At 62.1% G+C, this 25,919-nt stretch carries 30 protein-coding genes; 14 read left to right on the top strand and 16 right to left on the bottom strand.

The window, feature by feature from the left end; translation table 11 throughout:
• Positions 1-4 precede the first annotated feature (4 nt).
• The 3 genes from EHF33_RS06890 (at position 5) to EHF33_RS06880 (ending at position 2,675) form a co-directional block, all read left to right on the top strand.
• A complete protein-coding gene (locus tag EHF33_RS06890) occupies positions 5-832 on the top strand; it encodes a hypothetical protein (RefSeq protein WP_124869237.1) in 828 nt (275 codons plus the stop codon).
• A gap of 105 nt (positions 833-937) precedes the next feature.
• The gene (locus tag EHF33_RS06885; protein WP_124869235.1) at positions 938-1,921 is read left to right on the top strand and encodes a 4Fe-4S binding protein; all 984 of its coding nucleotides are present in this window, start codon (positions 938-940) and stop codon (positions 1,919-1,921) included.
• A 1-nt stretch (position 1,922) separates the two neighbouring features.
• The gene (locus EHF33_RS06880; RefSeq protein ID WP_241191078.1) at positions 1,923-2,675 is read left to right on the top strand and encodes a metallophosphoesterase; all 753 of its coding nucleotides are present in this window, start codon (positions 1,923-1,925) and stop codon (positions 2,673-2,675) included.
• Positions 2,676-2,678: 3 nt separating this feature from the next.
• On the opposite strand, the gene EHF33_RS06875 is transcribed toward EHF33_RS06880, so the two are convergent.
• Positions 2,679-3,293 carry a molybdenum cofactor guanylyltransferase gene (locus EHF33_RS06875; RefSeq protein WP_124869232.1) on the bottom strand — a complete coding sequence of 205 codons (615 nt, stop codon included), beginning with the start codon at positions 3,291-3,293 and terminating at the stop codon, positions 2,679-2,681.
• A gap of 67 nt (positions 3,294-3,360) precedes the next feature.
• Between EHF33_RS06875 and EHF33_RS06870 the strand changes: the two genes are divergently transcribed.
• From EHF33_RS06870 to EHF33_RS06850, 4 genes are all read left to right on the top strand, one after another.
• Positions 3,361-4,578: a saccharopine dehydrogenase family protein gene (locus tag EHF33_RS06870; protein ID WP_124869229.1), complete on the top strand. Its 1,218-nt coding sequence runs from the start codon at positions 3,361-3,363 to the stop codon at positions 4,576-4,578.
• Between the two features lie 186 nt (positions 4,579-4,764).
• Positions 4,765-5,418 carry an aquaporin gene (locus EHF33_RS06865; protein ID WP_124869226.1) on the top strand — a complete coding sequence of 218 codons (654 nt, stop codon included), beginning with the start codon at positions 4,765-4,767 and terminating at the stop codon, positions 5,416-5,418.
• Positions 5,419-5,540: 122 nt separating this feature from the next.
• Positions 5,541-6,488 carry a DinB family protein gene (locus EHF33_RS21425; protein ID WP_241191077.1) on the top strand — a complete coding sequence of 316 codons (948 nt, stop codon included), beginning with the start codon at positions 5,541-5,543 and terminating at the stop codon, positions 6,486-6,488.
• Entirely contained in the window at positions 6,489-6,974 is a 486-nt protein-coding gene (locus EHF33_RS06850) for a DUF6141 family protein (RefSeq protein WP_124869223.1), read from the top strand.
• Between the two features lie 6 nt (positions 6,975-6,980).
• Here the strand turns inward: EHF33_RS06850 and EHF33_RS06845 are convergent, their stop codons facing one another.
• From EHF33_RS06845 to EHF33_RS06815, 7 genes are all read right to left on the bottom strand, one after another.
• Positions 6,981-8,009 carry a metallophosphoesterase family protein gene (locus tag EHF33_RS06845; RefSeq protein ID WP_338135003.1) on the bottom strand — a complete coding sequence of 343 codons (1,029 nt, stop codon included), beginning with the start codon at positions 8,007-8,009 and terminating at the stop codon, positions 6,981-6,983.
• Positions 7,981-9,153, bottom strand: coding sequence for a tRNA epoxyqueuosine(34) reductase QueG (gene queG / locus EHF33_RS06840; protein ID WP_124869220.1), 1,173 nt, complete (start codon positions 9,151-9,153; stop codon positions 7,981-7,983). The genes EHF33_RS06845 and queG overlap by 29 nt, the downstream gene beginning before the upstream one ends.
• A 63-nt stretch (positions 9,154-9,216) precedes the next feature.
• Positions 9,217-9,684 (bottom strand): hypothetical protein, encoded by a 468-nt coding sequence (locus tag EHF33_RS06835; RefSeq protein WP_124869217.1) that lies wholly within the window; start codon positions 9,682-9,684, stop codon positions 9,217-9,219.
• Between the two features lie 4 nt (positions 9,685-9,688).
• Positions 9,689-10,315, bottom strand: a complete 627-nt coding sequence (locus EHF33_RS06830; protein WP_124869213.1) for a GNAT family N-acetyltransferase — start codon at positions 10,313-10,315, stop codon at positions 9,689-9,691.
• 11 nt (positions 10,316-10,326) lie between these two features.
• Complete coding sequence (locus EHF33_RS06825) at positions 10,327-11,256, bottom strand: prolipoprotein diacylglyceryl transferase (RefSeq protein ID WP_124869210.1); 930 nt, start codon at positions 11,254-11,256, stop codon at positions 10,327-10,329.
• Between the two features lie 47 nt (positions 11,257-11,303).
• Positions 11,304-11,543 (bottom strand): glutaredoxin family protein, encoded by a 240-nt coding sequence (locus EHF33_RS06820; RefSeq protein WP_338135002.1) that lies wholly within the window; start codon positions 11,541-11,543, stop codon positions 11,304-11,306.
• The gene (locus tag EHF33_RS06815; protein ID WP_124872931.1) at positions 11,540-12,031 is read right to left on the bottom strand and encodes a DUF456 domain-containing protein; all 492 of its coding nucleotides are present in this window, start codon (positions 12,029-12,031) and stop codon (positions 11,540-11,542) included. Before EHF33_RS06815 ends, EHF33_RS06820 begins: the two co-directional genes overlap by 4 nt.
• 130 nt (positions 12,032-12,161) lie before the next feature.
• Between EHF33_RS06815 and EHF33_RS06810 the strand changes: the two genes are divergently transcribed.
• From EHF33_RS06810 to EHF33_RS06800, 3 genes are all read left to right on the top strand, one after another.
• Complete coding sequence (locus EHF33_RS06810; protein ID WP_124869207.1) at positions 12,162-13,001, top strand: hypothetical protein; 840 nt, start codon at positions 12,162-12,164, stop codon at positions 12,999-13,001.
• 166 nt (positions 13,002-13,167) lie between these two features.
• The gene (gene meaB / locus EHF33_RS06805) at positions 13,168-14,127 is read left to right on the top strand and encodes a methylmalonyl Co-A mutase-associated GTPase MeaB (RefSeq protein WP_124869204.1); all 960 of its coding nucleotides are present in this window, start codon (positions 13,168-13,170) and stop codon (positions 14,125-14,127) included.
• 49 nt (positions 14,128-14,176) lie between these two features.
• Complete coding sequence (locus EHF33_RS06800; protein ID WP_124869201.1) at positions 14,177-15,085, top strand: alkaline phosphatase family protein; 909 nt, start codon at positions 14,177-14,179, stop codon at positions 15,083-15,085.
• A 67-nt stretch (positions 15,086-15,152) separates the two neighbouring features.
• Here the strand turns inward: EHF33_RS06800 and EHF33_RS06795 are convergent, their stop codons facing one another.
• On the bottom strand, positions 15,153-15,947 hold the full coding sequence (locus tag EHF33_RS06795; protein WP_124869198.1) for a BON domain-containing protein: 795 nt from the start codon (positions 15,945-15,947) through the stop codon (positions 15,153-15,155).
• 283 nt (positions 15,948-16,230) lie between these two features.
• On the opposite strand from EHF33_RS06795, the gene EHF33_RS06790 reads away from it, so the two are divergent.
• Positions 16,231-16,668 (top strand): hypothetical protein, encoded by a 438-nt coding sequence (locus EHF33_RS06790; protein WP_124869195.1) that lies wholly within the window; start codon positions 16,231-16,233, stop codon positions 16,666-16,668.
• A 31-nt stretch (positions 16,669-16,699) separates the two neighbouring features.
• Here EHF33_RS06790 and EHF33_RS06785 read toward each other — a convergent pair whose 3' ends face one another.
• From EHF33_RS06785 to EHF33_RS06775, 3 genes are all read right to left on the bottom strand, one after another.
• Positions 16,700-17,599: a hypothetical protein gene (locus tag EHF33_RS06785; RefSeq protein WP_124869192.1), complete on the bottom strand. Its 900-nt coding sequence runs from the start codon at positions 17,597-17,599 to the stop codon at positions 16,700-16,702.
• A gap of 63 nt (positions 17,600-17,662) precedes the next feature.
• Positions 17,663-18,970 carry an adenylosuccinate lyase gene (purB, locus tag EHF33_RS06780; protein ID WP_124869189.1) on the bottom strand — a complete coding sequence of 436 codons (1,308 nt, stop codon included), beginning with the start codon at positions 18,968-18,970 and terminating at the stop codon, positions 17,663-17,665.
• A gap of 19 nt (positions 18,971-18,989) precedes the next feature.
• Positions 18,990-19,631, bottom strand: a complete 642-nt coding sequence (locus EHF33_RS06775; protein WP_124869186.1) for a hypothetical protein — start codon at positions 19,629-19,631, stop codon at positions 18,990-18,992.
• A gap of 90 nt (positions 19,632-19,721) precedes the next feature.
• Between EHF33_RS06775 and EHF33_RS06770 the strand changes: the two genes are divergently transcribed.
• Together EHF33_RS06770 and EHF33_RS21065 are read left to right on the top strand one after the other, a co-directional pair.
• On the top strand, positions 19,722-20,525 hold the full coding sequence (locus tag EHF33_RS06770) for an inositol monophosphatase family protein (protein ID WP_124869183.1): 804 nt from the start codon (positions 19,722-19,724) through the stop codon (positions 20,523-20,525).
• 13 nt (positions 20,526-20,538) lie between these two features.
• The gene (locus tag EHF33_RS21065; RefSeq protein WP_164473358.1) at positions 20,539-20,715 is read left to right on the top strand and encodes a hypothetical protein; all 177 of its coding nucleotides are present in this window, start codon (positions 20,539-20,541) and stop codon (positions 20,713-20,715) included.
• A gap of 17 nt (positions 20,716-20,732) precedes the next feature.
• On the opposite strand, the gene EHF33_RS06765 is transcribed toward EHF33_RS21065, so the two are convergent.
• Positions 20,733-21,380 carry a YIP1 family protein gene (locus tag EHF33_RS06765; RefSeq protein ID WP_124869181.1) on the bottom strand — a complete coding sequence of 216 codons (648 nt, stop codon included), beginning with the start codon at positions 21,378-21,380 and terminating at the stop codon, positions 20,733-20,735.
• 71 nt (positions 21,381-21,451) lie between these two features.
• On the bottom strand, positions 21,452-22,441 hold the full coding sequence (locus EHF33_RS06760) for a LysR family transcriptional regulator (RefSeq protein ID WP_124869178.1): 990 nt from the start codon (positions 22,439-22,441) through the stop codon (positions 21,452-21,454).
• Positions 22,442-22,585: 144 nt separating this feature from the next.
• Between EHF33_RS06760 and EHF33_RS06755 the strand changes: the two genes are divergently transcribed.
• A complete protein-coding gene (locus tag EHF33_RS06755; protein WP_124869175.1) occupies positions 22,586-23,791 on the top strand; it encodes a hypothetical protein in 1,206 nt (401 codons plus the stop codon).
• Positions 23,792-23,815: 24 nt separating this feature from the next.
• Here the strand turns inward: EHF33_RS06755 and EHF33_RS06750 are convergent, their stop codons facing one another.
• Together EHF33_RS06750 and EHF33_RS06745 are read right to left on the bottom strand one after the other, a co-directional pair.
• Positions 23,816-24,685, bottom strand: coding sequence for a carbohydrate ABC transporter permease (locus tag EHF33_RS06750; RefSeq protein ID WP_124869172.1), 870 nt, complete (start codon positions 24,683-24,685; stop codon positions 23,816-23,818).
• Positions 24,686-24,749: 64 nt separating this feature from the next.
• Positions 24,750-25,865 carry a carbohydrate ABC transporter permease gene (locus EHF33_RS06745; protein WP_124869169.1) on the bottom strand — a complete coding sequence of 372 codons (1,116 nt, stop codon included), beginning with the start codon at positions 25,863-25,865 and terminating at the stop codon, positions 24,750-24,752.
• Positions 25,866-25,919: the final 54 nt, after the last annotated feature.

Below are 25,919 nucleotides of genomic sequence, written 5' to 3'. Positions count from 1 at the left end.
GCCCATGAGGGTGGGCGCTCCGCTGACGCTGCTGACGTTGGCTGCGCTGAGTGCTCAGGCGGCTTCAGTGGGAGCAGGGGCAGGCGCGGGCAGCCAGAAGATTACGCCCAAGGTGGCCCGTGAGCTGCTGGCCTCCGTCTGTTCAAGTGGAGTGATGACGGGAGAATGCACGCCCTGCCCGGCGTTCACGGGCGCTCAGGGCGACACCTTCAGCCCGGCAACGGTAATTTACGGCCATTTCGCCGACCCCCGCGCCACCGACGCCCTGATCGATATGGGCGGCTGCGGACCCCACGTCAACAACTTTGGGGGCAGCCTGCTGCTGCGCTGGCAGGGCCTGACGAGCTGGAAGCTGCTGCGCTACGTTCAGGGGATTCGCAGCGGCCAATGCCTGAATGTTGCCGCTTCAGACGGACGCGACCTGCTGCTGTGTCAGGGCAGTTACAGCGGCATGGGCACCGTGGTCGAGAATCTGGTGCTGCTGGATCTGACAAAACCGGACGTGATGGCCCAGAACTTTTTCAGCACCTATGACACTTCTCAGGCCTGCTCACCCACCGGCAGCATTCAGCAGATTGTGAACTGGAAGTTGCTGGCGAAATCTGGCAGCGTCTCTGGTCTGGAAGTCAGGATCAAATCGGCGACCTTTACCCGCCCCCGCGACGACACCAAAGCGCACGATCCGTGTGTGGGCAAGTTGAGCGCCGCGCCCAGCCGAACTTACCTTCTGACCTACGCCTTTAACGGCAGCCGCTTTGCCTTGCTGCCCGCTGCCCGTCCAGCCCTGGCCGCCCTCAAGCGCGACAATTCTGAGTTTGGCGCTGGGCAGTGAGCGGCCAGGTTTTGATCTGCTGATCAGAATCTGGCCCGGCGTCATCTTTCTGAGACCCAGCGCGGCGCATAATCCTGAGCATGGAAGCTGCATGCTAGAAGGCCCATGTTAGAGGGAATGTTCAAATTGCTCGGCGAGTACGGCAACCCCGTGCCGCGCTACACCGGCCCGCGCTGTCTGGTGGAGCGGCTGGCGGTGGGCGGCTGCGACCTTTGCCAGCAGGCCTGCCCCCACGAAGCGGTCAGCATCGACCGGGCCGTGAGCATTGATCCGGCCAAATGCACCAGTTGCGGCTTATGCGTACAGGCCTGCCCCACCGGAGCGCTGGAATACGACGTGAGCGCCACGCTGGGAGCCGTCAAAGCGCACGGCGAGGGCGGGGCCACCCTGACCTGCTCGCAGAGCGGCGCGGGCGGCCAGACGCTGCCGTGCCTTGGGCGCGTAAACCAGAGCGCGGTGGTGGCCTCGGGCGCGTGGGGCATCGAGCTGACCTTATTGCACGGTGACTGCCCGACTTGCACGGTGGGCCGCGCCGACGTGCCCGAGCGCCTCGCGGCAGTAGTGGAGAGCGCTCAGCAGCTCCGCGCCGCCACAGGAAGGCCCGCCCGCGTCAATATCCGCAAGGCGGCGGGCGAGCAGCTCAGCGGGCCGCAGGTTTCGCGGCGCGGCATGTTCGGAGCGCTGGCCCGCAGCGCCAGCCGAATGGCCGCGCAGGTCATTCCCGAAAGCCCGCTGCCGTTCGTGGACTGGAGCGTGCCCGAAGAGCGCCGCCCTGCCGAGTGGCTGTGGCGTCGCCGCGCCATGAAGCCCACCCCCGCGCCGGAAACGCTGGTCATCTGGGCCGCGCCGCGCATCTTGGACGGCTGCATCGACTGCCCAGTCTGCACCAACGTCTGCCCCACCGAAGCCATTGCCAGAGAAGTCCACCCCGACGGCCTGATTACTCTGCACCTCGATTTGACCTCGTGTACCGGCTGCTCGGCCTGCGCCCGTTCTTGCCCGCCGCAGGTCATCGTGATGTCGCCGGAGGTAGAGGAAGGGGCGTTCGCTGAACCGCAGCTGCTCAGGGAAGGCGGGCAAGTTTATTAGCGTGCAGGGCTTTGACGTGATTGGAGATGTTCACGGCTGCCTGCCCGAACTGCTGGCGCTGCTCAGGCGGCTCGGTTACGGAACAGACGAAGAACTCAACCTTACGCTGCCGCTGGGCCGGCAACTCATCTTGGTGGGCGACTTGGTCGACCGTGGGCCAGACACTCCAGGTGTTCTCAAGCTGGTGATGAAGGCGGTGGCTGCTGGGCAAGCCTTAGCGGTGCGCGGCAACCACGACGAGCGGCTGGGCCACGCCCTCTCCGGCGGGCATGTCCGCAAGCCGACGGCCAATTTGGAAAGCAGCCTCAAGCAGCTTGTCACGGCGTCGCCCACCTTTCGCCGCCGCGCCGCCGCCTTTTTGTTGGACTCACCGCCGCAATTGACGCTCGATGAGGGCCGCTTGCTGGTGGCCCACGCCGGAGACAGGGCCGACCTCGCGGGCAGTGAGCGCGGCGAATACAACGTGCACGGCCACGACTTTGAGGAGCGGGACGCTTACGGGCATCCCGTGCGCGAAGACTGGGCGGCGCTTCACACCGGCCCGCACCTGATCGTCAGCGGGCACACGCCAGTGCGCCGTCCTCAGCAGCGCGGCCAAGTCGCGGCAGGGGAGAGCTGGAACATCGATACCGGCTGCGTTTACGGTGGCTCGCTCACCGCCCTGCGTTATCCGGAGCGCCAGCTCGTCAGCGTCAGGGCCGCGCGGGCGTATATGCCGAGCCGCTTATTTGAAGAAGTCAGCGGAGTGCGGTAGGCGCTAGCTGTTGTTTTCACTCAAGTCCTCGACGCGGTTGACATTCTGATAAGCCTGCGGCGCGGCACTTTCCAGCTCGGCCCAGCCCACCTCAATCACAGCCAACTCATCGAGCAAGGCCAGCATTCGCCGCTCGCCTTTATCCAGCAGCGCAGTGACAGTGCTCAAGCTGGACACGTGATAAAGCGCGGCCAGCGGCTGCTTGCGCTTATCTGAGCTGTGGCCGATGACGGCCTGAGCGTTCGGCGCTCTGAACTGGGCCAGCCGTGCCCAGAACTCTGGCGTCAGGTAAGGCAAATCCACCGCCGCGAACGCCGCCCACAGTTGCGGCTCCAGTGCGCCCGTTTTTAAGGCACCCAGCCCCGCTTCCAATCCCGCCAGCGGCCCTTCGCCGGAGCGGGTGTCGGGGACGTTGTGCCAGCCGCCGAGTTCGTACTTGCACGGCGGCGCGACAAGAATTCTGGGCGCGTGGTTCTCCAAGCTGGCCGCCACCCGCTCCAGCAAGGTTTGCCCACCGAGCCGGGCCAGCGCTTTGTCGCTCCCGAACCGGCGCGAGGCTCCTCCGGCAGTGATGATGGCAGCAGTAACGATGGCGGGGGGCGGCGCGGCGGGCAGCATCCCTCAAGGCTAGCGCGTTCTCAGCGTGGCTGCGTCATTTGCGTGACTGCGTTATAAACTAACCGCCATGAGTAAAGTCATTATCATCGGCGCGGGCGGCGTGGGCAATGTGGTCGCCAAGAAGTGCGCCCAAAACGACAGCGTGTTCACCGAAGTTCTGATCGCCACCCGCACTGTCAGCAAGGCCGACAAAATCGTGGCCGAGATTCACCAGCACCTGCCGGACTCCAAGACCCAGTTCAGCACCGCCAGTGTGGACGCCGACAACGTTCCGGCCTTGGTCGAACTGTTCAATGCATTTAAGCCTGAACTCGTCATCAATGTGGCGCTGCCCTACCAAGATTTGACCATTATGGACGCTTGCCTGGAGACCGGCGTGCATTACCTCGACACTGCCAACTATGAGCCGCTGGACGTGGCCAAGTTTGAGTATTCGTGGCAGTGGGCGTACCGCCAGCGCTTCGAGGAAGCTGGCCTGATGGCGCTGCTCGGCTGCGGTTTCGACCCCGGCGCGACCAACATCTTCACCGCCCACCACGCCAAGCACCACTTCTCCGAAATTCACTACTTAGACATTATCGACTGCAACAACGGCGATCACGGCAAAGCTTTTGCCACCAACTTCAACCCTGAAATCAATATCCGCGAAATCACCGCCAATGGGCGCTACTATGAAAACGGCGAATGGATCGAAACCAAACCGCTGGAAATCTCGCAAGACATCTACTATCCCAAAGTTGCCACCCGCAAAAGCTTTGTGCTGTATCACGAAGAACTCGAATCCCTCGTTCTCAATTTTCCCACCATTAAACGCGCCCGCTTTTGGATGACTTTCGGCGAAAATTACATCAAGCACCTGAACGTCTTGGAAGGCATCGGTATGACCAGCATCGTGCCGATTGACTTCAGGGGCCTGAAGGTCGCGCCGATCGAATTCCTTAAAGCGGTATTGCCCGCGCCCGAATCGTTGGCTGAAAACTACACCGGCCAAACCTGTATCGGCGTGCAGGCCAAAGGCATCGGCAAAGACGGTCAGGAAAAAGTCCATTTTGTCTACAACGTCTGCGATCACGCTGAAACGTACAAGGAAGTGCAGGCGCAGGGCGTCAGTTACACCACTGGCGTTCCGGCCATGATCGGCGCGGCGCTGATGCTTCAGGGCGTCTGGAAGAAGGTGGGCGTTCACAACGTCGAAGAATTCGACCCCGATCCATTCATCGCTGAGATGAACAAATGGGGCCTGAAGGTAGACGAACTGGCGGGCATCGAACTGGTCAAAGCCTAGCGCCGGAGCCGGTTTGACCCGGCAACCCCTCTCGCCCGCTTCGGCTGGGCTTGAGGGGTTTCTCATCTCGCTCATTTCTGGTACGCTGAAGTGCTGAGTTTTTCACAGAAGTATTAAGCCATCTAAGTAAAATCAATGGAGTTCTGCTGCCTGCCCTCTTCCTTCGCCTCACCCCCAAGGAGTTCCATGACCACGTTAGACACTACTCCCAGCATGGCCCAGCGCCTCACCGCCGAAGCGGTCGGCACGTTCTTTCTCGTCACCTCGGCGCTGCTGGCTCCCGCTGGAACCACTTTTGCCGTCGTCGGCCTGACCCTCGCGGTGATGGTCATTGCGCTCGGCAAAGTCTCGGGCGCTCAGCTCAACCCCGCCGTGACCACCGGCTTGATCACCTCTGGGCAGTTTCCAGCGGCCACCGGCCTGCTGTATATGCTGGCGCAAATTGTCGGCGCGGTGATTGCCATGCTGATCGGCACGGCGGTGCTGCGCGAACTCGGCACACCGGCTGGCCCGATTGCGCCCAAGGGCCTGTTCTGGCTGATGGAATTTATCGGCACCTTCCTGTTGGTCACGACCGTGACCCGCGTGGTGATCGGCAAAGCCTCGGACGCGGCGGCCAGTCTCTCCATCGGCCTGGCGCTGGTCGTCGGCATCGGCATCTCGGGCGCGAGCAGTGGGGGGGTGCTCAATCCGGCGATTGCCATTTCGCTCTCAGTGGGCGGCATCCTCAGCTTCGGCAACGTCATTTTGTACATCGTTGCTCCGCTTTTGGCGGGCGCATTGGCGGGCTTGCTGACCCGCTTTCTGGCCACGCCTTCCGAGCTGCGCGGCGAAGGCTGAGATTCATTTCGGTTGGCTGAGCGCTGGGGGAAACCTCGGCGCTTTTTTTGCTCTTCTTTTATGGACAGCACCGAAATTCTTGGACTGAGTTGACCAAACATCGGGTGTAATAGACTGAGTTCATGACCCAAACTGACTACGCTTCCCGCATGGACTGGCTCCTAGCCTTTGGCAAAACGCCGGATGAAGTGGCCGGGCGCTTGGAGCGCGAGCTGAGCACTTACCAGCAAACCGTAACGCGGGCGCAGGCCCACTGGAACGCCACCTTGCCTGAGCGCGACTGGTCGCCTGCCCAAGAAACCGAACACGTGATCTTGGTCAACGAGGGCAGCGCCAAAATTGCCGCGCTGCTGCTCTCTGACAAGCCGCTGCGGCCCACCGAGCAAACACCCATCGAAGTGGACGCGCAGGGCCGCCGCCAAGCGCCCAGCAACACCCTGCCCAGTGAGGGTCAGCCCTGGGAACATCTGAATGAGCGGTTCGGGCAGGCCGGTCAAATGTTGCAGGCGTTGGCATTGCGGGCCGACGACAACACCGAGCGCCGGTTTTTTCATGCGGCAATGGGCGAGATCACGGCTTTAGACTGGCTGAGAATGGCCGCCTTCCACACCCGCCACCACCGCAAAAAGCTGGAAACGGGCCTGACCCAGTTGGAGGCGCTCGGAGGCCCAGCCGTGAGCGCTCCCATTCCTGCCGAGCCGCAGGGCAAGCTCGAAAAAGGGGTGCGCGGCTTTGAACTCGATGCCCACATCACCTTCAGCGGCCCGCACAGTGCTGAGGAAGTGACGCGGCTGCTGCGCGGCTTTGGAGCGCGGGTCGAAGCCTACGGCACGCAGGACGTGCGCGTCGCACGCGTCACCGGCCAAGTGGACACCCAACTCGCCCGCGAGCAACTCCGCGCCCTCCTGGAAAGCGGAGCCGCCAGCCGCATCGAAGTTGGACTGCACGGGTTTATGCGCTCGTCCACCGGCCAGACCGACTGGGTGCCTTGGCGGCGCAACGTGGTGCTGGGCCGCTCAGACTGGGAGCAGGTCAAGTTTGAGGAAGGCCTGCGCTACGTTTTAGAGTAGATGGGTCAGCCGGATTATCTGGAAACTCAGCCACTCAGGCAGAGTCCAGCGGTGTGGCTGAGCGTTCCCTTCGCCTTGCTGTTCTGGGTGTTGGCCTTCGCCCAACTCATCTTAGGGGTGACGGTGGGCAACCGCCCCGTCTCCAATCTGACGATGGGACTGCTGTGGCTCGGCGTCGGTGTGGCCCTGCCCAGCTTTTTTCTGCTGTCCTGCCTCAAGACCAAGGTGGACGCCCAGAGCGTGATGCTGAGGCTCGGGCCGTTTCCAAGCCGCACCATTGCGAGAAAGCAGATTGTGCGGGCCTATGCCCGAACCTGCGACCCCATCCGGGAATACGGCGGCTGGGGGTTCCGTGTCGCCTCTGGCAGCAGGCGGGCTTACCTCGCGTCAGGCACCTCGGGCGTTGAGCTTGAACTCGTGAGCGGCCAGCGGGTGTTTGTCGGCTCATGCTGCCCAGAAGAACTCCTCAGCGCCCTTGACGCCTGAGCGCACTCAGAGAAAGCGCTCGGGAAACTCGGCTTGAAATTGCCGCCACGTTTCGGTGGTGCGGGGCTTGCCGCCTTCCGCTGTCCACATCCAGTACGGGGTGTATAAGCTACGGGCCAGCCGGACTTCTTCACGGAAGATCTCGGCGCTAACTCCGCCCTCACGCAACAGGCCACTGCTCTCAAAGCGCCCCAGCACCCCGGAGCGGTCATAGGGCACCGCCCGTAAAGTGGCTTTCCAGCGGCCCTGCTCCATCCCCTGAACGCTGTCGAGCAACAAGTATTGGGCGCGGGGGTCTTCGTTGAAGGGAGCGCCCACCGCTCCGGTGTTGAGCACCAGCCGCCCGCCTTCCACCGCCCTAACCATCGGCTTGTGGGTGTGCGAGCCGATCAAGACCTGAACGTCGGCTTCGTCCAGCAGTTCGGTGAGGCGCTGCTCTGGGGTGTGCTGGCTGAGGCTCTCGCGGTAGTGGGCGGCGGTGCCGTGCGCCAGTTCGATGGTGGGCAGGCCGCTCCAACTCAGGCGCTGCGTCATCGGCCAGGTCAGGAGCGGGGCGATCAGCCCGGCTTGGTCGAGTTGACCGGCGCTCCAGGCGGTGGCGGCCCAGAAAGGGTCTTCAAACCAGTCGCCGGGTAAGGTGCTGTCGCGGGTCAGCCACAGCCGCATCAAATCGTCGTGGTTGCCCAGCACAAACGTCGGCGGCGTCGGCAAATTCAGCAGGGTTTCTACTGCCCGCACGCTGTCGGGGCCACGGTTGACCACGTCACCGTTGACATACAGCAGATCGGCTCCCTGCGTTTGAATATCGGCCAGTACGGCCGCTAGGGCGTCGTGGTTGCCGTGAATGTCAGCGATAAAAGCGAGGCGCACGCGGCGCATTCTAAAGCCTGCGGCCCGCTGCGTTGGCTCAGCGGCTTGCAATTGCGGCGGGCCGTTTGTGTACGGCGCTCGGTGGACGGTCAGCCATGAATTGAAGTCGTGCCAGAAGCGAATGGAAAAGAAACCTTCAGCGCTCAACGCTCGGGACGCTGTCATTTATTCCGCTCAGCGCCTTTAAGCCCCGCTCAGCGCCTGCCTGCACCTGCGGGTGCGGGTCGGTTCGCAGGCGTTCCAGACCGGCCCGGTCTTGCCAGCGCCACAGCGCGTAAGTCGCCGCCTCGCGCACTTCCCAGGCGGGGTCGGCGGCGGCCAAGTCCAGCACCGGGCGCAGCCGCTCTTCGCCCAAGTTCCCGGCCACCGTCACGGCGTTGCGGGCCATGCCCTTGCGGCGCGGTCGGGCGTGGGCGGCGTGCTGATACCGGCGAGCAAATTCGCGCTCCGAGACGCCGAAAAAGCTGAGCAGATCGGGATGGGCCAGCTCGGGGTCAGGTCTGAGAGTGCGGGCCAGCTTCCCGGCTTTGAGGCTCCAGGGACACACCGCGCAGCACACATCGCAGCCCAGCAGCCACTCGCCGATGCCGGGGCGCAGCGCCCAGTCCACCGGGCCCCGGTGCTCAATGGTCAGGTACGACACGCACTTGCGGGCGTCGATGGCGCGGTCGGGGTCAATCGCTCCCGTCGGGCAAGCTGAGATGCAGCGGGTGCAGCGTCCGCAGCGGTCGGGGTGAGCCGGTTCATCGGGCTGGTCAGGCAAGTCGGTCAGTACGGCGGCCAGCGTCACGAACGCGCCCAGCTCGGTGCTGACCAGCATTCCGGACTTGGCGTGCCACCCCAAAAAGGCCCGCCCAGCGAGGTCGCGCTCCATCAAGGGGCCGTGATCGACGTAACCGCGTGCCCGAACGCCCAGCGAAGTGGCCTCGCTCACTAAACGCGCCAGCAGCGGCTCGATCTGGGCGTGGTAATCGGGCGTGTGGGCGTACTGGGCCACCCGTCCGGCCCGCAGGCCCCCTTTGGGCGGTGGCGTCTCCTCAAAGGCGTGGCTGATGCCCAGCGCCAAGACTCGCCCGACGCCCTGCGAGGCCAGCAGCGAAGTGGACAAGTCGGCCCGCCTCCAAGCGCCGGTCTCCAAGTAAGCCATGCCGGCTTGCCGCCCGCTCTCCAGCCACTCGCCGTAGCTCTGCCAGGCCTGGCGCGGCACCTGACCCGAGGCCCAGCCCGCCACGTCAAAGCCCAGCTCAAGCGCCAGCTCACGCAGGGTCTGGGCAGCGGTGGTGGTGTGGGGTGAAGGCAAGGCCAGCATCGCCCTCAAGTCTAAAGGCAGACACGGTGGTTGACGCTGCCGCCGCTCGCTCTTTTTCGTTGCCTATTTTCCTTTAATAAAATTCCGCATCAGATTGACGCAGGCGCTGGCCTCACCCTCTGTGTTGCTGCCGCTGAGGGTGTGCAGTTTACCGCCCTGCGACAAATACAGTTGAACGATCTGGTAATTCACGCCGCTCTGGGCGTAGGTGTAAGCGGCCAGCACGCTCCAGTCGCTTTGCTGCGACACCGGCTGAATGCTGACTTTCATCATGCCCTGCTTGGCCAGCGCTTTTTGGAGTTTGTTGCCCATGCTCAGGGCGTCTTGCTGGCTGCTCATCGGCGCAAACTCCTGAGCAAAGCTCTGCTCACGCAGCACGCACGCGCCGCTTTGGTCGCGCCAGGTGTTGGCGTCCACGCTGATCCACCCAGCAGGCGGCGTGAGGGCGTAAGCCGCGCCGCCCAGCCCGCAATTCAGCGCAGCAAAGGCAACGAGCGGTCTGATGACGGGCTGGACAAAGAAGGGGCGCATGACGCTAGCTTAGCTGCTGCGTCTGTAAAGCTTCTAAACGTTTGGTGAGCTGCTCACGCACAGCCGGCCACTCGCTGCTCAAAATGCTGAACATCACGCTGTCCCGGACGTAACCGTCGGGCTGCACCTGAAATTGCCGCAGAGTGCCCTCACGCACCGCACCAAGCTTTTCGAGCGCCTTTAAGCTGCGGGCGTTGCGCTCATCCACCTTGAACTGCACCCGGTTGGCTCCCAGCACGGCAAAGGCCCGCTCCATCAGGAGGATTTTGGCTCCCGGATTGGCGGCGCTGCCCTGAAACGGTGGGGTCAGCATGGTGCCGATCTCCAGCCACAAATCGCTGGGCTTGGTTTCGCTGTAACTGATGCGCCCGGCGACTTGTTGGCCCTGCGGCGTGCTGAGCAGCACCGCGAAATTCACGCGGTTGGGCAGCGCGTTGAGGCGCTCAATGTACTCGGCCCAAGCCGGCGGCGTGTTGGCGGTTGGCCCGCCCCGCGACAAAAACGACACAGTGGCGTCGGTGGCGTGCTGCGCCAGATCAGGCGCGTGGGCGGCGGTGAGGGCTTCAAGTCGGACGAACGGGTTGGTCAGCGTCGGGGCCTTGAGCCAGTCTGGGGGCGCGGCAGGTTGCATACTTTGAGCGGCTAAGCCTTGACGCTCTGTTCGGCAACCGGGGCGGCTTGACCGAAGGGGATTTCCGGTTGCCGGGCGACGCGCCACAGCATATAAATCGAGAACAAAATCAGCGGGATGCTCAGCACTTGGGTCAGCGTCAGCAGGCCGATGCCGGGGTTGTTCAGACCCTCATTGAGGTAGATGTTGGGCGAGAGCGGGTTGAGACGGAAGGTTTCTTCCCAGCCGGCCCGCAGGACGCTGTACCACAACCAGAATTGCCAGAAGGCCCAGCCGGGGTGACGCGAGCGCATCCAGAAAGCCGAGGCGATAATCAGCAGGATGCCGATGATGATGCCGTAGAGCTGAGTAAAATGCACTGGAGCGGTCATGACCTGCTGACCAGCGATGGTTTTGCAGTACTGCACCAGATTTTCTTCGGCATTGGGGTTGCACATGGCGTCGTGGAAACCGCGTGCCCAGTCCGGCCAGCGGTAGCCCACCGCCCAGTTGGTGACGCGCCCGACCGTGTCGGAGCCGTTCATGATATTGCCGAGCCGCCCGCCCACGATGGCAAAGCCGATGCCCGGCACGAACATGTCGGCGTACTGGTAAAAGTTGACGCGGTGGCGGCGGGTCATGATGTACAGCATGCCCACGCCCGCGATCAGCCCGCCGTGAATGCTGATGCCGCCCTGCCGGATGTTGATGATGTCGTAGAGCAGCGCTAGACCCGTTTTGTCGCTGAACAAATTCCACGAAGTCGCCACGAACAGCAGCCTCGCGCCGATAAAGCCGACCACCAGCGGCCACAAGATCATGTCCGAGAAAAGCTGCTCGTTGAGGCCGCGCCGCCGCACCATCCGGGTGCCGATGACGGCTCCGATAAAGATGCCCAGCGTCATGAGGACGCCGTACCAAGCGATGGAAAAGCTGCCGATCTGAAGGAAGACTGGATGCATAAAGTGAAGTCAGTTTAAACCCAATGGGTGAGGAGTGGGCCGCACACCTACAACTTCAGCACCCGCCGCAGCCGCTCACGGCCCAGCACCCCTTTGGCGATCACCGCGCCGCCGAGGCTCAGCACCGGCACGTCCCAGCCGTAGAGGCGCTCCAGTTCGGCGTTGCCGCTGATATCGACGCGCTCAAAAATTACGCCGAGCCCAAACAGGGCGGTTTCGGCGTCCTCGCAGAGGTGGCAGCCCGCGCGGGAATACAGCCGCAAGTCTGGCAGCGGCGGCAGACTCATAGGCTGGCCGTTGGCCACAGCCGCCACAGGACGTACAGCCCCATCAACACGTGTAGGGTGAATTTGGCTGCCACCCCGCCTAGCACGCCCAGCAGCGTTCCCCAAGCCGCCCGCACCGCCAAGAGCAGCGGCTTTCTGACGATCAGCAGCTCGGCCAAGAGTGCGCCCAGGAGCGGCCCCACGATCAAGCCGAAGGGAATAAAAATGCCCACCACACCGCCGATCAAAGCTCCCCAGATGGCCTGTTTGCTGCCGCCGTAGCGCCGAGCGCCCCAGGCCGAGGCCACGTTGTCGATCAATGAAATCAGCAGCGTCAGCACGCCGAGGGTGATGAAGAAAGCGAGATCACACCAAAGCTCAAAGCCGCTGAGCCAAGCGGTAAGCAGCGCACCGCCAAAGATGAGCAGCGTGGCCGGAACCGCCGGTATAAAGGTGCCGGCAAGGCAAAACAGCCAAATCAGCAAGAACACCAAAAAGGGCCAAGTCACCACGAAGTTACCGTCATCTCGGTTTCAGAGTACGCGGCGAGGCGCACAAAAGTTGCAAGTCAGCTCCCCAGGAATGAACTTTATGAGTAAAAATAAGACACACACATCAGACAGTGGTAAAAAGGAGGCCATGCGTCCATTCCTTGCCCTCACCGTACTGGCCTCCGCTTTGGCTGCTTCAAGTGCTTCCAACGCTTCCGCCGCCGATATCCGCCTTGGCCTCAACACCAGCGCCGCCCTGGGCTGCCAAATCGTGGGGCTGCGGGCAGGTGTGCAGTCTGAGAAGATCAGCGTGTACGGCCAAGTCTCGTACTGCAACGCCCAGAACGCCACCGGCGCGTCATTTGGCGGCGGCGTGAGCTACGACGTGGCTCAGTTCAGCAACTTCAAGCTGTACTTGCTGGGCGGTATCGACACCTTGCCCTCCGGTTCGCTGGCGGCCAACTTGGGCGTGGGTACCCGCTACAGCACGCCGCTGCTGCCAGTAGAAGGCTACATCGAAGCTGGAGCGCAGCTTATTCGCGGCACGCTCGCCAACGTGCCGGGGCCGCGCCTGTCGCTGGGCGTCAATTACCGCCTGAGTGTCGAGAACTTGCAGGGCACGCTGGTGCCTGATCCCAAGCAGGAATCCACCAGCGTGCAGTATGCCGGCGCTGCGCCAGTCGACTGCAAACTGACCCAGGAACAAGACGTCGCCTCGGCACGCGGCACGGCCAGCAGCGCCGCTTCAGCGGGCCTGAGCGACGCGGCGGGGGGATTCGGGGCGGTGTACGGCAACATCAACTACACCGTCAGTGTGGGCGGAGTCAGTATCAGCGGCAACAGCGCGAAAGTCAGCGGCAGCGTCAAAATCAGCGCCACCCAGCGCAGCAACGGCGAAAATGTCGGCGGCACCTTTGGCGGCACCATCAACTTGACCCGCGACGGCTGTGGCTGGCGGGCCACCGGCTACACGCAGAGCGGAAGCTGAGCGTAACAACGTTTGGCTTCAGGTAAACCGGGCAGGCCCGGGGGTTTAGCAAAGCACCGTCATCTTGTCAAGAAGCCGCTCTGTTTAAGACGCGGAATCCCGAAGTGGCAGCCGAGTTGTCTTTAAACGCGCCTGAACCGCGTCCGCGCCTGCTAGCATCAGGGCTATGTCGGTTCACCCGCTCACGGCGGCTCTCCTCTCCGGTCAGCGCCGCGCACTGGCCCGCGCCATTACGCTGGCCGAGTCGTCGCGGCCTGATCACCTGAGGGAAGCCCAGCAGCTCCTCGCTGAGGTCCTGCCGCACGCGGGGCGCAGTCTCCGGGTGGGACTGAGCGGTGTGCCGGGGGTGGGCAAATCCACCTTTATAGAAGCGCTGGGCTTGCAGTTGGCTGACGCGGGCCACCGGGTCGCGGTGTTGGCGGTCGATCCCAGCAGCCAGCGCACTGGCGGCAGCATCATGGGCGACAAAACCAGAATGCCCAACCTGACGGTGCATCCCGGCGCTTTTATTCGACCCAGTCCTGCTCGCGGCGCACTCGGCGGCGTGGCGCGGCGCACCCGCGAGGCCATCACCCTGTGTGAGGCGGCGGGCTACGACGTGCTGCTGATCGAAACGGTGGGCGTCGGCCAAAGCGAAACGCAAGTCGCCAGCATGACCGACGTATTTGTGCTGCTGACCTTGCCCAACGCCGGAGACGAGCTGCAGGGCATCAAGCGCGGCATCATGGAACTGGTGGACGTGTGCGTGGTCAACAAGGCCGACAGCAACCCGGCAGCGGCCCGGAAAGCCCAGGGTGAGCTGGCGGCGGCGCTGCATCTGCTAACTCCACGCACGGCGCTGCGGCAACCTCAGGTGCTTCAAGCCTCAGCCCTGACGGGTGCGGGCATCACTGAAGTCTGGGCGGCGGTCAAGGCTTTTACGGCGGACTCGGTGCGGGTACAAGCGCGGCGGCAAGCTCAACACAGCGGCTGGTTTGAAGAACTGCTCAAAGAAGCCGCCTGGCAAGCGTTTGAAGCGGGAGTGAGCGCCGAGCAGCTGCGGGCCATTCGCGCCGAGGTGCGGGCGGGAACGTTGACAGCGGTGCAGGGGTTGGCGGCGCTGCTGGGCGGCGCGTTCAGGCCGTAAGCAGTGGGGTACTGTGCTGGTGGGTGCGGTGAGAGGAAGTGGAGGCTTGATGTCAGGACTTAAAAAACATGCTCAGAACAAATTGGGCCGCTCGTTCATACTGCTCGGCTTACTGGGTTTCTCACTCAGTTCGGCTCAAGTTCCGCCGACTGCTTCAAACTCGCCGCACATTTTTCTGCTGATCCTTGAAAACCACAGTTACGGCCAAGTGATCGGCAATCCCAATCTGCCTACACTCAATGCGCTGGCAAAGCGCGGCGCACTGGCCCGCAACTATACTGGCGTGACCCATCCCAGTTTGCCCAATTACGTGGCTCTCATCGCGGGCAGCACCATGAACATGGTAGGCGACGACCCGGCGCAGTCATTTGTGGGCGCGACACTGGCCTCGCAACTCGCAGATCAGCGCCTGACCTGGAAAGGCTATATGCAGGGCTTGCCGGCGGCCGGTTCCAACGTGAACTACGCCGGGCTCTATGGCAAAAAGCACAACCCGTTCATGCTCAGCAGCGACCTTGTCAAGCAGCCGAAACAGCTTGCCAACGTCGTGCCGTTTGAGCAACTTCAGACCGACTTGCAGCGCGGCCAAGTGCCCAATTTCTCCTTGCTAGTGCCAGATTTGTGCCACGACCTGCACGGCGACTTGCGCTGCTTGGGCCGCGCCAACGTGGAGCGCACAGGCGACGCTTTCGTCAAAAAGTGGGCCGACCAGATCATGGCCTCTTCCGTTTGGAAACCCGGCGCGGCGTTGATCATCACCTTCGACGAAGGCGAGGATCAGCAGGGCGGCGGGGGACGGGTGGCGACCATCCTCTTGACGCCGGGCGGGCAGGGCGGCAAGGTCAGCGATCAGCCATACAACCATTACTCTTTGCTGCGCAGCATGGAAGACCACCTCGGTGTGCCGCCGCTGCGGGAAGCCGCCCGCGCGACGCCGATGAGCGATCTCTGGCCGTGAAAGCTGGCGTGGCCACAAAAAAGCGCCGCCCCCACAACTCGGGAAGCGGCGCTGAACTCAGGCGGGGTTAAGCGCTGGGAATCTTGAGGACTTGCCCGGCCTGAATGGCGTCGGGGTTGGAGATGTTGTTGAGGTGGGCAATGTCTTTGTAGCGCATGGCGTCACCGAAATACTTCTCGGCAATGGCGCTGAGGGTATCGCCCGACTTGACGGTGTAGGTGGCGTCGCCGCTCACTTCGTCGCGGTCTTTGTGCATCTCTTTGGCCTGCGCCACCACTTTCAGACCGCTGATGTCCACGCCTGACACGCCTTCGACGCCGCGTGCGATTTGCTCAGCGAGGCGCTGCTCGTGGTCGCTGTCGACCGCGCCGCGCAAGATGACGCTCTTGCCGCTTTGCAGCACGTCAATCGGATCGTCGGCCAGTTCGCCGTTGCTGCGAATAGCGTGGTAAACCGCTTTGGCGATTTTGCTGTTGTCCACAGCGGCGGCGATAGCGGCGTCCACACTGCTGTTCGCGGAGCTGCTCTGGGCAGGATCACTCTGCATCACGCTGCCGCCCTGCGAGCCGGATTCGGTCACGTCGTCGCTGCTGCCGACATCGGCGGTGGGTGTCGGGGCACTCACCTGCACTTCGCTGGTGTTTTGCTGAGCCACCAAGCCGCTGATGTCCACACTCTTGACGCCGTTGATCCCTTCGGCCACCACATTGACGAGTTGGCCGTAGCGCTCATTGGGCACCATGCCAGTCACGCTGACATTGCCGCCACTTTCGCTGACTTGAAGGCCCAGATCCTTGAGTTGGGGCTGGGCATTGAGGGCTTCTTTCACACGGTCGGCAGTCGATTTTCCAAATGGCCACATGCGGTCAGCGTACACTTTTCGTCACTGGAAATGTAAGAAAGTTACTTTTTATAAAGAATTGTTCCAGAGCGTCCTCATCTGTCGCCAGTGGATTTGTCGGCTGACTTTGAGCGGGGCCATCTCATTTTTTGCTGTACAGCAGCCTGAGAAGTGAGGCGGTGGCAACAGCCCGGCTGATTCTCCGATGAGAAAGGCTAAGCCCTTGGCTGCGTCGATTGGCTTCGGTGGGCCAGCGCAAGGGCGCTTGTTATTCTGCAAGGAGCGTAATATAATCCTCTAAGTTATGACCTATGCACTGCAAGACGCTGCCCGGCACCACATCGCCAGCCGCTTTCGGGCCGCCACTGACCGCGACATCAGCGGCTTGGCTGCCGACGAGTGCTTGCGGCGCGGTTTGTTTGCTCCAGACGGCACTCCGGCGGCGCGGCTGTGCCTGGGAAGCCACAGCGCCGTGAGCGATCTGCTGTTTCGGCGGCTGCATTTCGGCTGGGAAGAAGTGGTCTACGTCTATGACGGCACGCGCGGCGAGCAAGCCAAATACCTCAAAGCCAAGCTGGATCTGACGGTGGCGCTGGCAGACAGCGGCGACGAGCTGACGCCTGAGGTCGAACAGCGCTTGGCACAGGCGGTCGCGGCGCTGGAGCAGCTCTGGCAAAGCTGGGCCGGGTATCAGGCCACCACCACCGACGACCTGGCGCGGGCGCTGGATGAAGCTGGGTAAGTGAATCAAAGGTAGAATTTCTTGAATTATTTTAATCTTGATGCAATGAATGAATGAGTTTTTTAGTCTCAGAGTTATTCCATCTGTTTGAATTCTTCGATATGAAATCTTCTAACTTTTCAGACTGCTGCCGAGACATATAGTCTACCGAAAGCCTATTGGATCTATCCAGTAGCATCTGATATATATCGTTTTCGAGCAGTAAGCGCATCTCGAATCTTATTTTTCCTCCTGAGGTTTCTACTCTCTTTCCCAGTCTCCCCTTATATTTGCGGGGCTTGAGAACGGTGAAGAATATGAAACCGGGTAACATAGCCATCGTCACTAAATAGTTATTCACATAAAATGCGAAACTATCAAACGATCTCAGAAGGTGGAAAACCAAGCCCCGAGGTAGACCATGTGTTGTCTTTATTGTGTCATTGTCATCGCATATGGTGGTATTCTTGCCGTCATTTGTAACGAGTAGAAAGTGTTCCACTCCTTGCAATTTACTGGTGGATTTCAGCAAGTATCTTCTCAGATAGGATTTTGCTGATCTGAAATCTTCAAAATCCAGATCATTCCTTCTGTCTGGGGACTCTTCTTCTAAAAGTATAATTCTGTAAGCCAGAGACGCAGCAAAATAATGTAATTGTTGAGTATAGTCGATCTCAAGTGATCGATCTTCGTGGTATGGAAGAAATATTTTCTCCATGAAATACTTCTCACTTGAACCAATTAGATTCCCATCGCAATTTGAACAGAGGAGATGTTTTTTAATACCGTCCTGAATTCTTTTCTCAGGATTGATTGAGCTGCGCAGATGTCCCGTTGCAGAAGTTCTCTTTATCCAGTTTATTACGCTTCTGGGTATTATGTGACTTTCAATGAGCTGAGAGTGTTTACCGCATAGCTTGCAAAGGCCAAAAGCAGTGTGTTTCACAGACATGTTTCCTACTGTAGAACAGTTCTCCGATGTTTTCTCTAAGTAAAAAATAATTGGAATCTAAAATTACAGTTCAAACCGTCCGTAAATCGCGTCCACCTCGCGCAAATACCACTCCAATTTGAAGGCTTCATCCAAATCGGCGTCGTTCAGCGGGTTTTCGGGATCGGCTTTGAGCAGGTCGCGCAGGCCCTCGCCGCTTTCCCAGCTTTGCAGGGCGTTGCGCTGGACGATTGAATAGGCGGCTTCACGGCCCAGCCCCTTTTCGTCGATCAGCAGATGCAGTACCCGCTGGCTAAACACCAGACCGCCCAAATCGTTGAGGTTTTTCAGCATCCGCTCCGGAAAGACCACGAGGTCGCGCAGCACCCCGGTTAGGCGGCGGGTGGCGTAGCTCGCCAGGCCGGTGGCGTCCGGCAAAATGACCCGCTCGGCGCTGGAATGGCTAATATCGCGCTCGTGCCACAGCGCCACATTCTCCAGGGCTGTCACCAGATAGCCGCGCAGGAGCCGCGCCATGCCGGTGACATTCTCGGTCAAAATCGGGTTTTTCTTGTGCGGCATCGAGGAACTGCCTTTTTGCCCTTTGCCGAACGGCTCCATCGCCTCGCGCACTTCGCTGCGCTGAAGGTGACGGATTTCCACCGAAATCTTTTCCAAGGTGGTGCCCAAAATGGCGATGGCCGACAGCACTTCGGCGTGGCGGTCACGTGCCAGCGTTTGATTGGTGACGGGCGCGGGTTGCCACTGCCAGGCGGCGGCCACCGCTTCTTCGATTTTGGGGCTGACGTGGGCGTAGGTGCCCACCGAGCCGGAAAGCATCACCACCCGGACGCGCTGCTGGGCCGCCTTGAGGCGCTCGCGGTCGCGGTCGAGCGCCGTCATCCAGTTGAGGAATTTGAGGCCAAAGGTCATCGGCTCGGCGTGAATGCCGTGGGTGCGGCCAATCGTGGGCGTGTGCTTGTACGTCACGGCCTGGACGCGGCAGACTTCCCGAAGAGCGGCAACGTCGGCCAAAATGATGTCCAGCGCTTCGTCGAGCAGCAGGTTCTGGGCGGTGTCCACCACGTCGGTGCTGGTCAGCCCATGATGCACGAAGCGGGCCGGATCGCCGTAGCGCTCGGTCAGGGCGGTGGTAAAGGCCACGATGTCGTGCCGCGTCACGTTTTCGATCTCGGCCACCCGCACCGCGAAAGCCTCGTCGAGGGGGTCGGCCCCGGTCAGCGGAGCGAGGGTGCGGTAAGCGTCAGCAGGCACTTCACCGAGCTGGGCCTGCGCCTCTAAAGCGCTGAGTTCGACTTTGAGCCAAGCACGGTAGCGGTTGGCTTCACTCCACAGGACTTTCATTTCGGGCGTCAGGTAACGGTCAATCATGTCGCCTTAGCCTACACGCTCAGGTGCTCGCCTCATTCACGCCCACCCACAGCACCTTGACGCCCGGCACGTCCAGCGCGTCGGCGGGCAGGTAGCCGTTCCAAGCTGGATTGAAAGGAATCACGTCGGGCTGGTTCAGGGCTTGCTGCAACTCGTTTTGGTAGGTCGTGCAGTAGCTGGTGTTGGGTGCGCCGCTGAAGCTGTAAGGTTGCCCCTTGAGCTGCTCAGCGGCCCGCTCCAGGGCGAAATACTGCGCCGACGTGACGCCCACGTCCAGCACGATCACGGCGTAGCGCGGCAGCAGCGTGTCGGTGGGCCGAATCCCCGCCGTTTGGGTCAGGCCCGGTTGGTCGGCCATCTGGCCTTGCCCCAGCTTGCGGGCCAGATGCGAACACGGCCCCCAGAAATTGGTGGCAACGGTGGTGCGCCAGCAGGGCAGCAGCAAACTGCCCTCGGGAGCGCGGGCCAGCGCCTCGGCAACGCTCACCAGTTTGTCGGCGGGCACCAGACCGGTCTCCAGAAGAGTGGCCGGTTTGATCTCGCTCCCAATGGGGCCAGCTTTGAAGTTCAGGGTGCGCGGCTCGATGGCGGGCAGTGCCAAGCAGCCGGACAGCACAACACTCAGCAGCGGCCAAAGCAGCAAGGAACGGGCGCGGATCATGCGCTTATTCTGAGGCCAGGCCGCACACAAAACGTGATGAAATCCCCCAGCCGTCAGGCTTTGGTGTGGGGCAAGCCTTTAGACTGAGGCGTGACCTCGCCTGACTTTGCTCCGCCTGATCCAGCATTCACCGCCTACCTTGACGTGGCCACCGAAGCGGCCCGCGCTGCCGGAGCCATTCAACTCGCCCGCGCCGAACTCGCGCACGACGAGAAAAGCAAAACGACCTTCAGTGACCTCGTGACCGAAGTGGACGCCCTGTGCGAAGCCGAGATTCGGCGCGTGATCTCGGCGGCTTATCCGGCCCACGCCGTGCTGGGCGAGGAAGAAGGGCAGGCCGGTGAGGGCGACTTTTTGTGGGTGGTCGATCCCTTGGACGGTACCGTCAACTACGCACGCGGCTATCCGGTCTACTGCGCCTCGGTGGCCCTCGAGGTGCGCGGCGTGCGGGTGGTGGGCGCAGTCTACGATCCGACCCGGCGTGAGCTGTTCACCGCCACTTTGGGCGGCGGGGCGTTTCTCAACGGCGCACGGATTCGGCCCTCGCGCACGCCGAGCCTGCTCAGTCCGGCGCTGATTTCCACCGGCTTTCCGTACAACGTGGCGAGCGACCGCAGCAACCTGACCTACCTTGAAAAGTTGCTGGCGCTCGGCGTGCCGGTTCGCAGGCCCGGCGCGGCGGCACTGGATTTGTGCAACGTGGCCTCGGGCCGGATGGACGGCTACTGGGAAACCGGCCTCAAGCGCTGGGACGCGGCGGCGGGCAGCCTCATCGTGGAGGAAGCAGGCGGCGTCATCAGCGACCTCGGCGGCCAGCCGACGCCTTACGGACACGGCATCGTGGCGGCCAGTGCGCTGCTCCACCCCGAACTCTTAGCGGCGCTCAGCGGCTGATGACGGGTGAGGCGTGAACAGCCGCGTTGTCGGACTGATGGTGGCCATGCTGGTGCTGCTCAATATCGGCGGCGCGATTGGAGTGATTTTGAGCTTGGGACGCGGCGACCTCAGCGGTTTGGGCACGCTGGCGGTCACGTTGGGGCTGGACGTACTGGGCTTTTGGCTGCTGAGGCAAATGCGGGAATAAGTAGGAGAACTCCCAGCCTAAATTCCCCCCGGCAAAGCGCTTACCTTGAGGCCCAGCGCCACCAAGATCAGCGCGGCCAAAAAGCCCAGGGCCACCAACGCGGCCAGCAGCATCACCGCTCCAATCAGCACGCTCAGCGCCGCTCTGGGCACGCTCAGGCGCTGGGCGGCGGCGAGGCTCTGCACCAAGAGCAGCAGCGTCCAAACGCTGAGCAGCAAGCTGAAAAAGCCGAACAACACGCCGCCCAGTGTGGGCACGGCTCCCGCCTCGGCGCTGCCGCCCAGCGGAGCCAGAATGTAAGAGAGCAGCACGGGTAAGCAGCTCCAACCCGCCGCCAGCCTTGAGGCCCGCAGGTTGCCGCTGCCGCCCAGCCACTTACTGGCCGTCCGCAGCATCGGAGGCCAGCCCAGCGCCTGCAACCCGCCCAGCAGCACCCCGCTGACCACCGCGACCGTAAAGACATTGGTGCCGGAAGGCAGCATCGGCACCAGCATTTCGCGCACCTGCGGCGCGAGCGAGGAGAGCAGCCCCGCGCCGAAGAGGAGCGGCAGCGCCCAAGCGTCGCCTTGGCCGTGCTGAAGCATGTTGTTTAAGGTTGCGGCGGGCGCGGTCCACATCAGCCGCCAAGGACTGACCGGGCCGGAAGCGAAATCGGGCAAAGACATTGGCGTATTTTGGCACAGGCGTGCAGAAAGGCCGGGCGGCTTGATTGAGGACTTGAACTCAGCGGCTTGCCTCAGCCGGAAAGCGGGGCGCTGTCATCCTCTGCGAACCACAGCTTTGCGGCCACTGGCCCCGCTGCCGCCCTCAGCGCTTTTGGTGAAAGCACCGCTTGTTCAAACGCCCGAATCAGCGGATGCTGACTTGTTTGGGCGCTGGTCACGCGGCCAATGCTGCGCCACAGCGGAGTGGGCAGAGGATACGCCTGCAAGTTGGCTGCAAGCGGCGCGACCACCAAACGGGTCAGCACGGTAAAGCCGTGTTCTTCGGCCACCATGCCCAGCGCCACTTGAGCGTCTTTGAGGCGCACGGCGGGCATGGGCGGGCGCGAATGGCGGGCGATGTGATCAGCGATGTGCGGCGCACAGTCTTCCTCGCAGACGATGTACGGTGCGCGGTGAAAATCTTCCCAACTCGTCAGGCGCGGGGCGTGAGCGGCGGCGACGATCAGGTATTCGTCGGCGAACAGCGGTTGGCAGCGCAGCTCAGGGCGCATCGGCAGCCGTCCCAAGCCCAAGTCCGCTTGGCCCCCGAGAACCAGCTGTTCAATTTCATCATGCTCGCCGCTGGTGTCCTGAATGACCACTTGAATGTGGGGATAAAGACGCCGAAAGCCGCTCAGCGAAGGCGTGAGAAGCTGGCGAATGACGCTGCGGCACGACGCGACACGCAGCAGGCCGCACAGCGCTTCAGGTTGAGGATGTTCATTCGGCAGCATGGCCCTCAGCGCAGCGGCGGCGAGGCGGGCCTGCTCCAGCACCGCCGAGCCTGCGGGCGTCAGGCGTGCGCCGTATCTGCCCCGTTCAAAAAGTTGGACGCCCAGTTCTTTTTCCACCGCCTTCACCGCGTAGCTCACACTCGACTGCGCCACGCCCAGCCTCAGCGCCGCCTCGCTGAAACTGCCGCTGTCGGCCACCGCGATCAGGGCCGAGAGGTGCTGGCTGCTCAGCGCCGGTAAACGCTGGCCTGACGCGCCGGTCAGTGGCTCACTGAGCTGAAGATTCACGTGGGCAGTCTAGCGCCGCCTATAGACAAAGCCGATGGATGTGGCGGGTTGTATCAAAGCGCTGCTTTGTTTTCTGGGGAGCTGAGTCTCAGAGTAGAGTTCACCGTCACTCCTCGCCCATTTCCCACTTCAAAGGAAGGCCACATGTCTATGTCCCGCTCATTTTCCCGCTGGCAAACCCTGAACCTGGCCGCCTTACTGCTCGCCTCGCAGGCTGGAGCGGGCGGAGCGGGTGCGCCTAACTCTGCTCAACCTTCCAGCATCGCCGCCCCGCCCAGCCTCACCCAACCGGTGCGCGAACTGCAACTCGCCGCCGCGCCGGACGGTTCACTGATCTTGAGTCTGCTCAGCGATTCCGGCGAATTTTTCAGCGGGCGGGGCTGGTTTACCGGGCGCGAGCTGACGGCTTGGCGCTACGGCGGCGCGTGGCAGCCACTCGGCGGCGTGCTGAATTACGACGTGCCGCGTCCGGCCTCGACCCTCAACATGGCGCTGGACGAGCGCGGGCAGCCGCTGTTGGTCTGGAATGAAAATTACGGCGACAACGACGTGGTGGTGATGCGGGCTTACGAGAACGGCGCGTGGACGAATTGGCATTCTCGCTATCTGGGCGACGATTTGCCGTATGCCGCCCGGACGCGGGCCGTCGCCATGCGGGACGGTGAGCCGGTGCTGGCCTGGGGCGAGTATCTCCGCAAACCCTACGGCAGCCGCCTGACGGTGCGGAAATGGGACGGCCAAACCTCGTGGGTGCGCAGCGAAGCGTTCAACGACATCAAGGCCTTTTCGCGCACGCCCGCGCTGGCGACCGACTCGGCGGGTCGGGCGGTGGTGGCGTGGTTGCAGGGCGAAGTGCTGACCAGCAATGTCTATGTTTCGCGCCAAACGAGCAGCACTTGGGAAAAGTTAGGCGGCAGCCTCAACCGCCACCCTCAGCGTTATCTGGCCTCTACCCGCTTGGTGTTGGACGACAAGGAGCAGCCCATCGTGGCGTGGCTCGAAGATTTGGGCGGTCAGGACACGCTCTACGCCTCGCGCTGGAACGGGCAAGCTTGGCAGGCCTTGGGCGGGCCGGTCAATCAGCACTTTGCCGCCGCGCCGAGCCTCGCCGTGACGGCTGAAGGTCAACCCGTGTTGGCCTGGGTAGAGGAAAAAGGCAGTACCGGCCAAATTAAGCTGGCGCGGTGGACGGGCGCGGGCTGGCAAGCCTACGGCATCCAGAATCTCGATCCCAAAAAAGACGCCCGCTCGCCTGCCGTAACCGTGCTGCCGGATGGCAAGCTGGCGTTGGCGTGGCGGGAGGACGTGGACGGAATCTATACGGTGCAGTTGCGGGAATTTGGGCGCTGATAACAGGGGAGAGCTTAGGGGTGTTTAGCCCTTGACGCTCCCCGCCAGCAGCCCGCGCACGAAGTAACGGCCCAGCACGATGTAGACGAGCAAGGTGGGAATCGCCGCCAGAATCGCGCCTGCCATCGGCAAATTCCACGAGACGGCTTGCCCGCCCGCCAGTTGCGAGAGGGCGTACGTCACCGGCTGGCTGCCAGAAGAGGTTAGGGTGGCGGCAAACAAAAACTCGTTCCAGACCTGCGTGAACTGCCAGATGATCACCACCACGAAGCCGGGAATGCTGATCGGGAAGATGACTTTGCTGTAAATGCTCCAAAAGCCCGCGCCGTCGATGGTGGCGGCTTCCACCAAAGCGTCCGGCACGTCGGCGTAGAAGTTGCGGAAAATCAGGGTGGTGATCGGGATGCCGTAGACCACGTGCGCCAGAATCAGGCCCCAGATGCTGCCGTACAGGCCCAGCGATTTGATGAACTGAAACAGCGGAATCAGCACCGACTGATAGGGAATGAACATCCCGAACAGCATGAAAGCGAATAAGGTATTGGCTCCCCGGAAGCGCCACTTGCTCAGCGCGTAGCCGTTGAGGCTGCCCAGCATGGCGCTGATGGCCGTGGCAGTGACAGCCAGAAACAGGCTGTTGCCCATGTTGCCGCCGACTTTGGCCCAAGCGTCCGAGAAGCTGGCCCAGTTCAGAAACTTGGGCAGTTGCCAAGTGGTTGCCAGATTGATGGCGTCGGGCGTTTTGAAAGCGGTGACGACCAGCAGATAAATCGGCAGCAAAAAGAACAGCGTGGCGACGGTCAAACCCAAATACATCAGGCCGCGTGCAACTGAAAAACGCGGGGACTTGTGGGTGCTGGGGGCGCTGACCGGACTCAGGGGGGTGGTGGTCATAAAGCCTCCGGTTGAACGGTTTCACAGAGGCGGTGAGATCCGAGTGAAGCGAGTGGAACCCGCCTCATGCGTGACCTTCCTGCGTTTTAAACTGGCTGAACAGGTACGGAATAATAATGACGGCGACCAGTAGGAGTAGCACTGTGCCGATGGCTGCGCCGACGGCCAGCGCGTTTTGCCTAAACGAGGTGATGTACATCAGCAGCGCCGGAACGTCGGTGGGGCCGTTGTCGGGGCCGGTCATGGCAAACACCAGATCAAAAATCTTGAGGCTGATGTGGCCCAGAATAATCATGGCCGACAAGGTAATCGGGGCCAGCAGCGGAAAGATTACGTGGCGGTAAGTGTTCCACTCGTTCGCGCCGTCCACGCGGGAGGCCTCACGCAGCTCCTCGGGAATGCCGCGCAGCCCTGCCAGATACAGCGCCATGGTGTAACCGCTCATTTGCCAGATGGCGGCGATGATGATGCCGATAAAGGCGATGTTGAAGCCGTGCAGTTCCGGCGCGGGCAGCAGCTTGACATTCGGCCCGATGACCAGCGCCCACAGCAGTAGCAGCGCGGCGCAGCCCAGCGCCACCCATGTCCGGGTGCGCTGCCCGTCCCTGAAGGCCAGCCAAGCCACCCACAGCAGCACGAGGCCCACAATCGTCGCGGTGATCAGTGGAAGCTTGTTCCAATCAAAGCTCCACACCGAATCGCGGCTGGTCAGCCAACCGTTGCTGGCCGGATTGAGGTGAAAGAGCTGGTTGAGGCCGCCCTGCGGTTGCAGCATCCAGCGCCAGATGGTGCCGGTGACGATAAACGACAGGCTCATCGGAAACAGAAAAATGGTGCGCCAGAGGCCCTCGGCTTTGGGATTGCGGTCAAGGAGGAGCGCCATGCTGAGGCCCAGCCCCAAGCAGCCCACAATGAAAAACACTGTGAAAAACAGGGTGCTGACCAGGTCTTGCCTAAAGCGGACGTTCAGGTTGCTGGTAAACAGATCGTGGTAATTTTGCAGCCCGATAAAGCGGATGATCGGGGTGAGGCTAAACGCCTGTGCCGGATCGTTGCCCCAATCGGTCAAGCTGGTGTAGGCGGTGCGGAAGATAAAGCCGTAGACGAAGACCGCCAGCAAAATCACCGACGGTGTCAGCACCGCGATAGCCCACAGGCGGTCAGTGGAAAGACGTTTCAAATTGATCTCCTTTCAAAAACCAAAAGACGGCGCAAGGGCTTGCCGTCTCTGGGA

Origin of the sequence: Deinococcus psychrotolerans (genome assembly GCF_003860465.1) — a bacterium.
GTDB classification, from domain to species: domain Bacteria; phylum Deinococcota; class Deinococci; order Deinococcales; family Deinococcaceae; genus Deinococcus; species Deinococcus psychrotolerans.
Note: the sequence above shows the minus strand (reverse complement) of the source record. Positions and strands in the feature narration are given on the sequence as shown.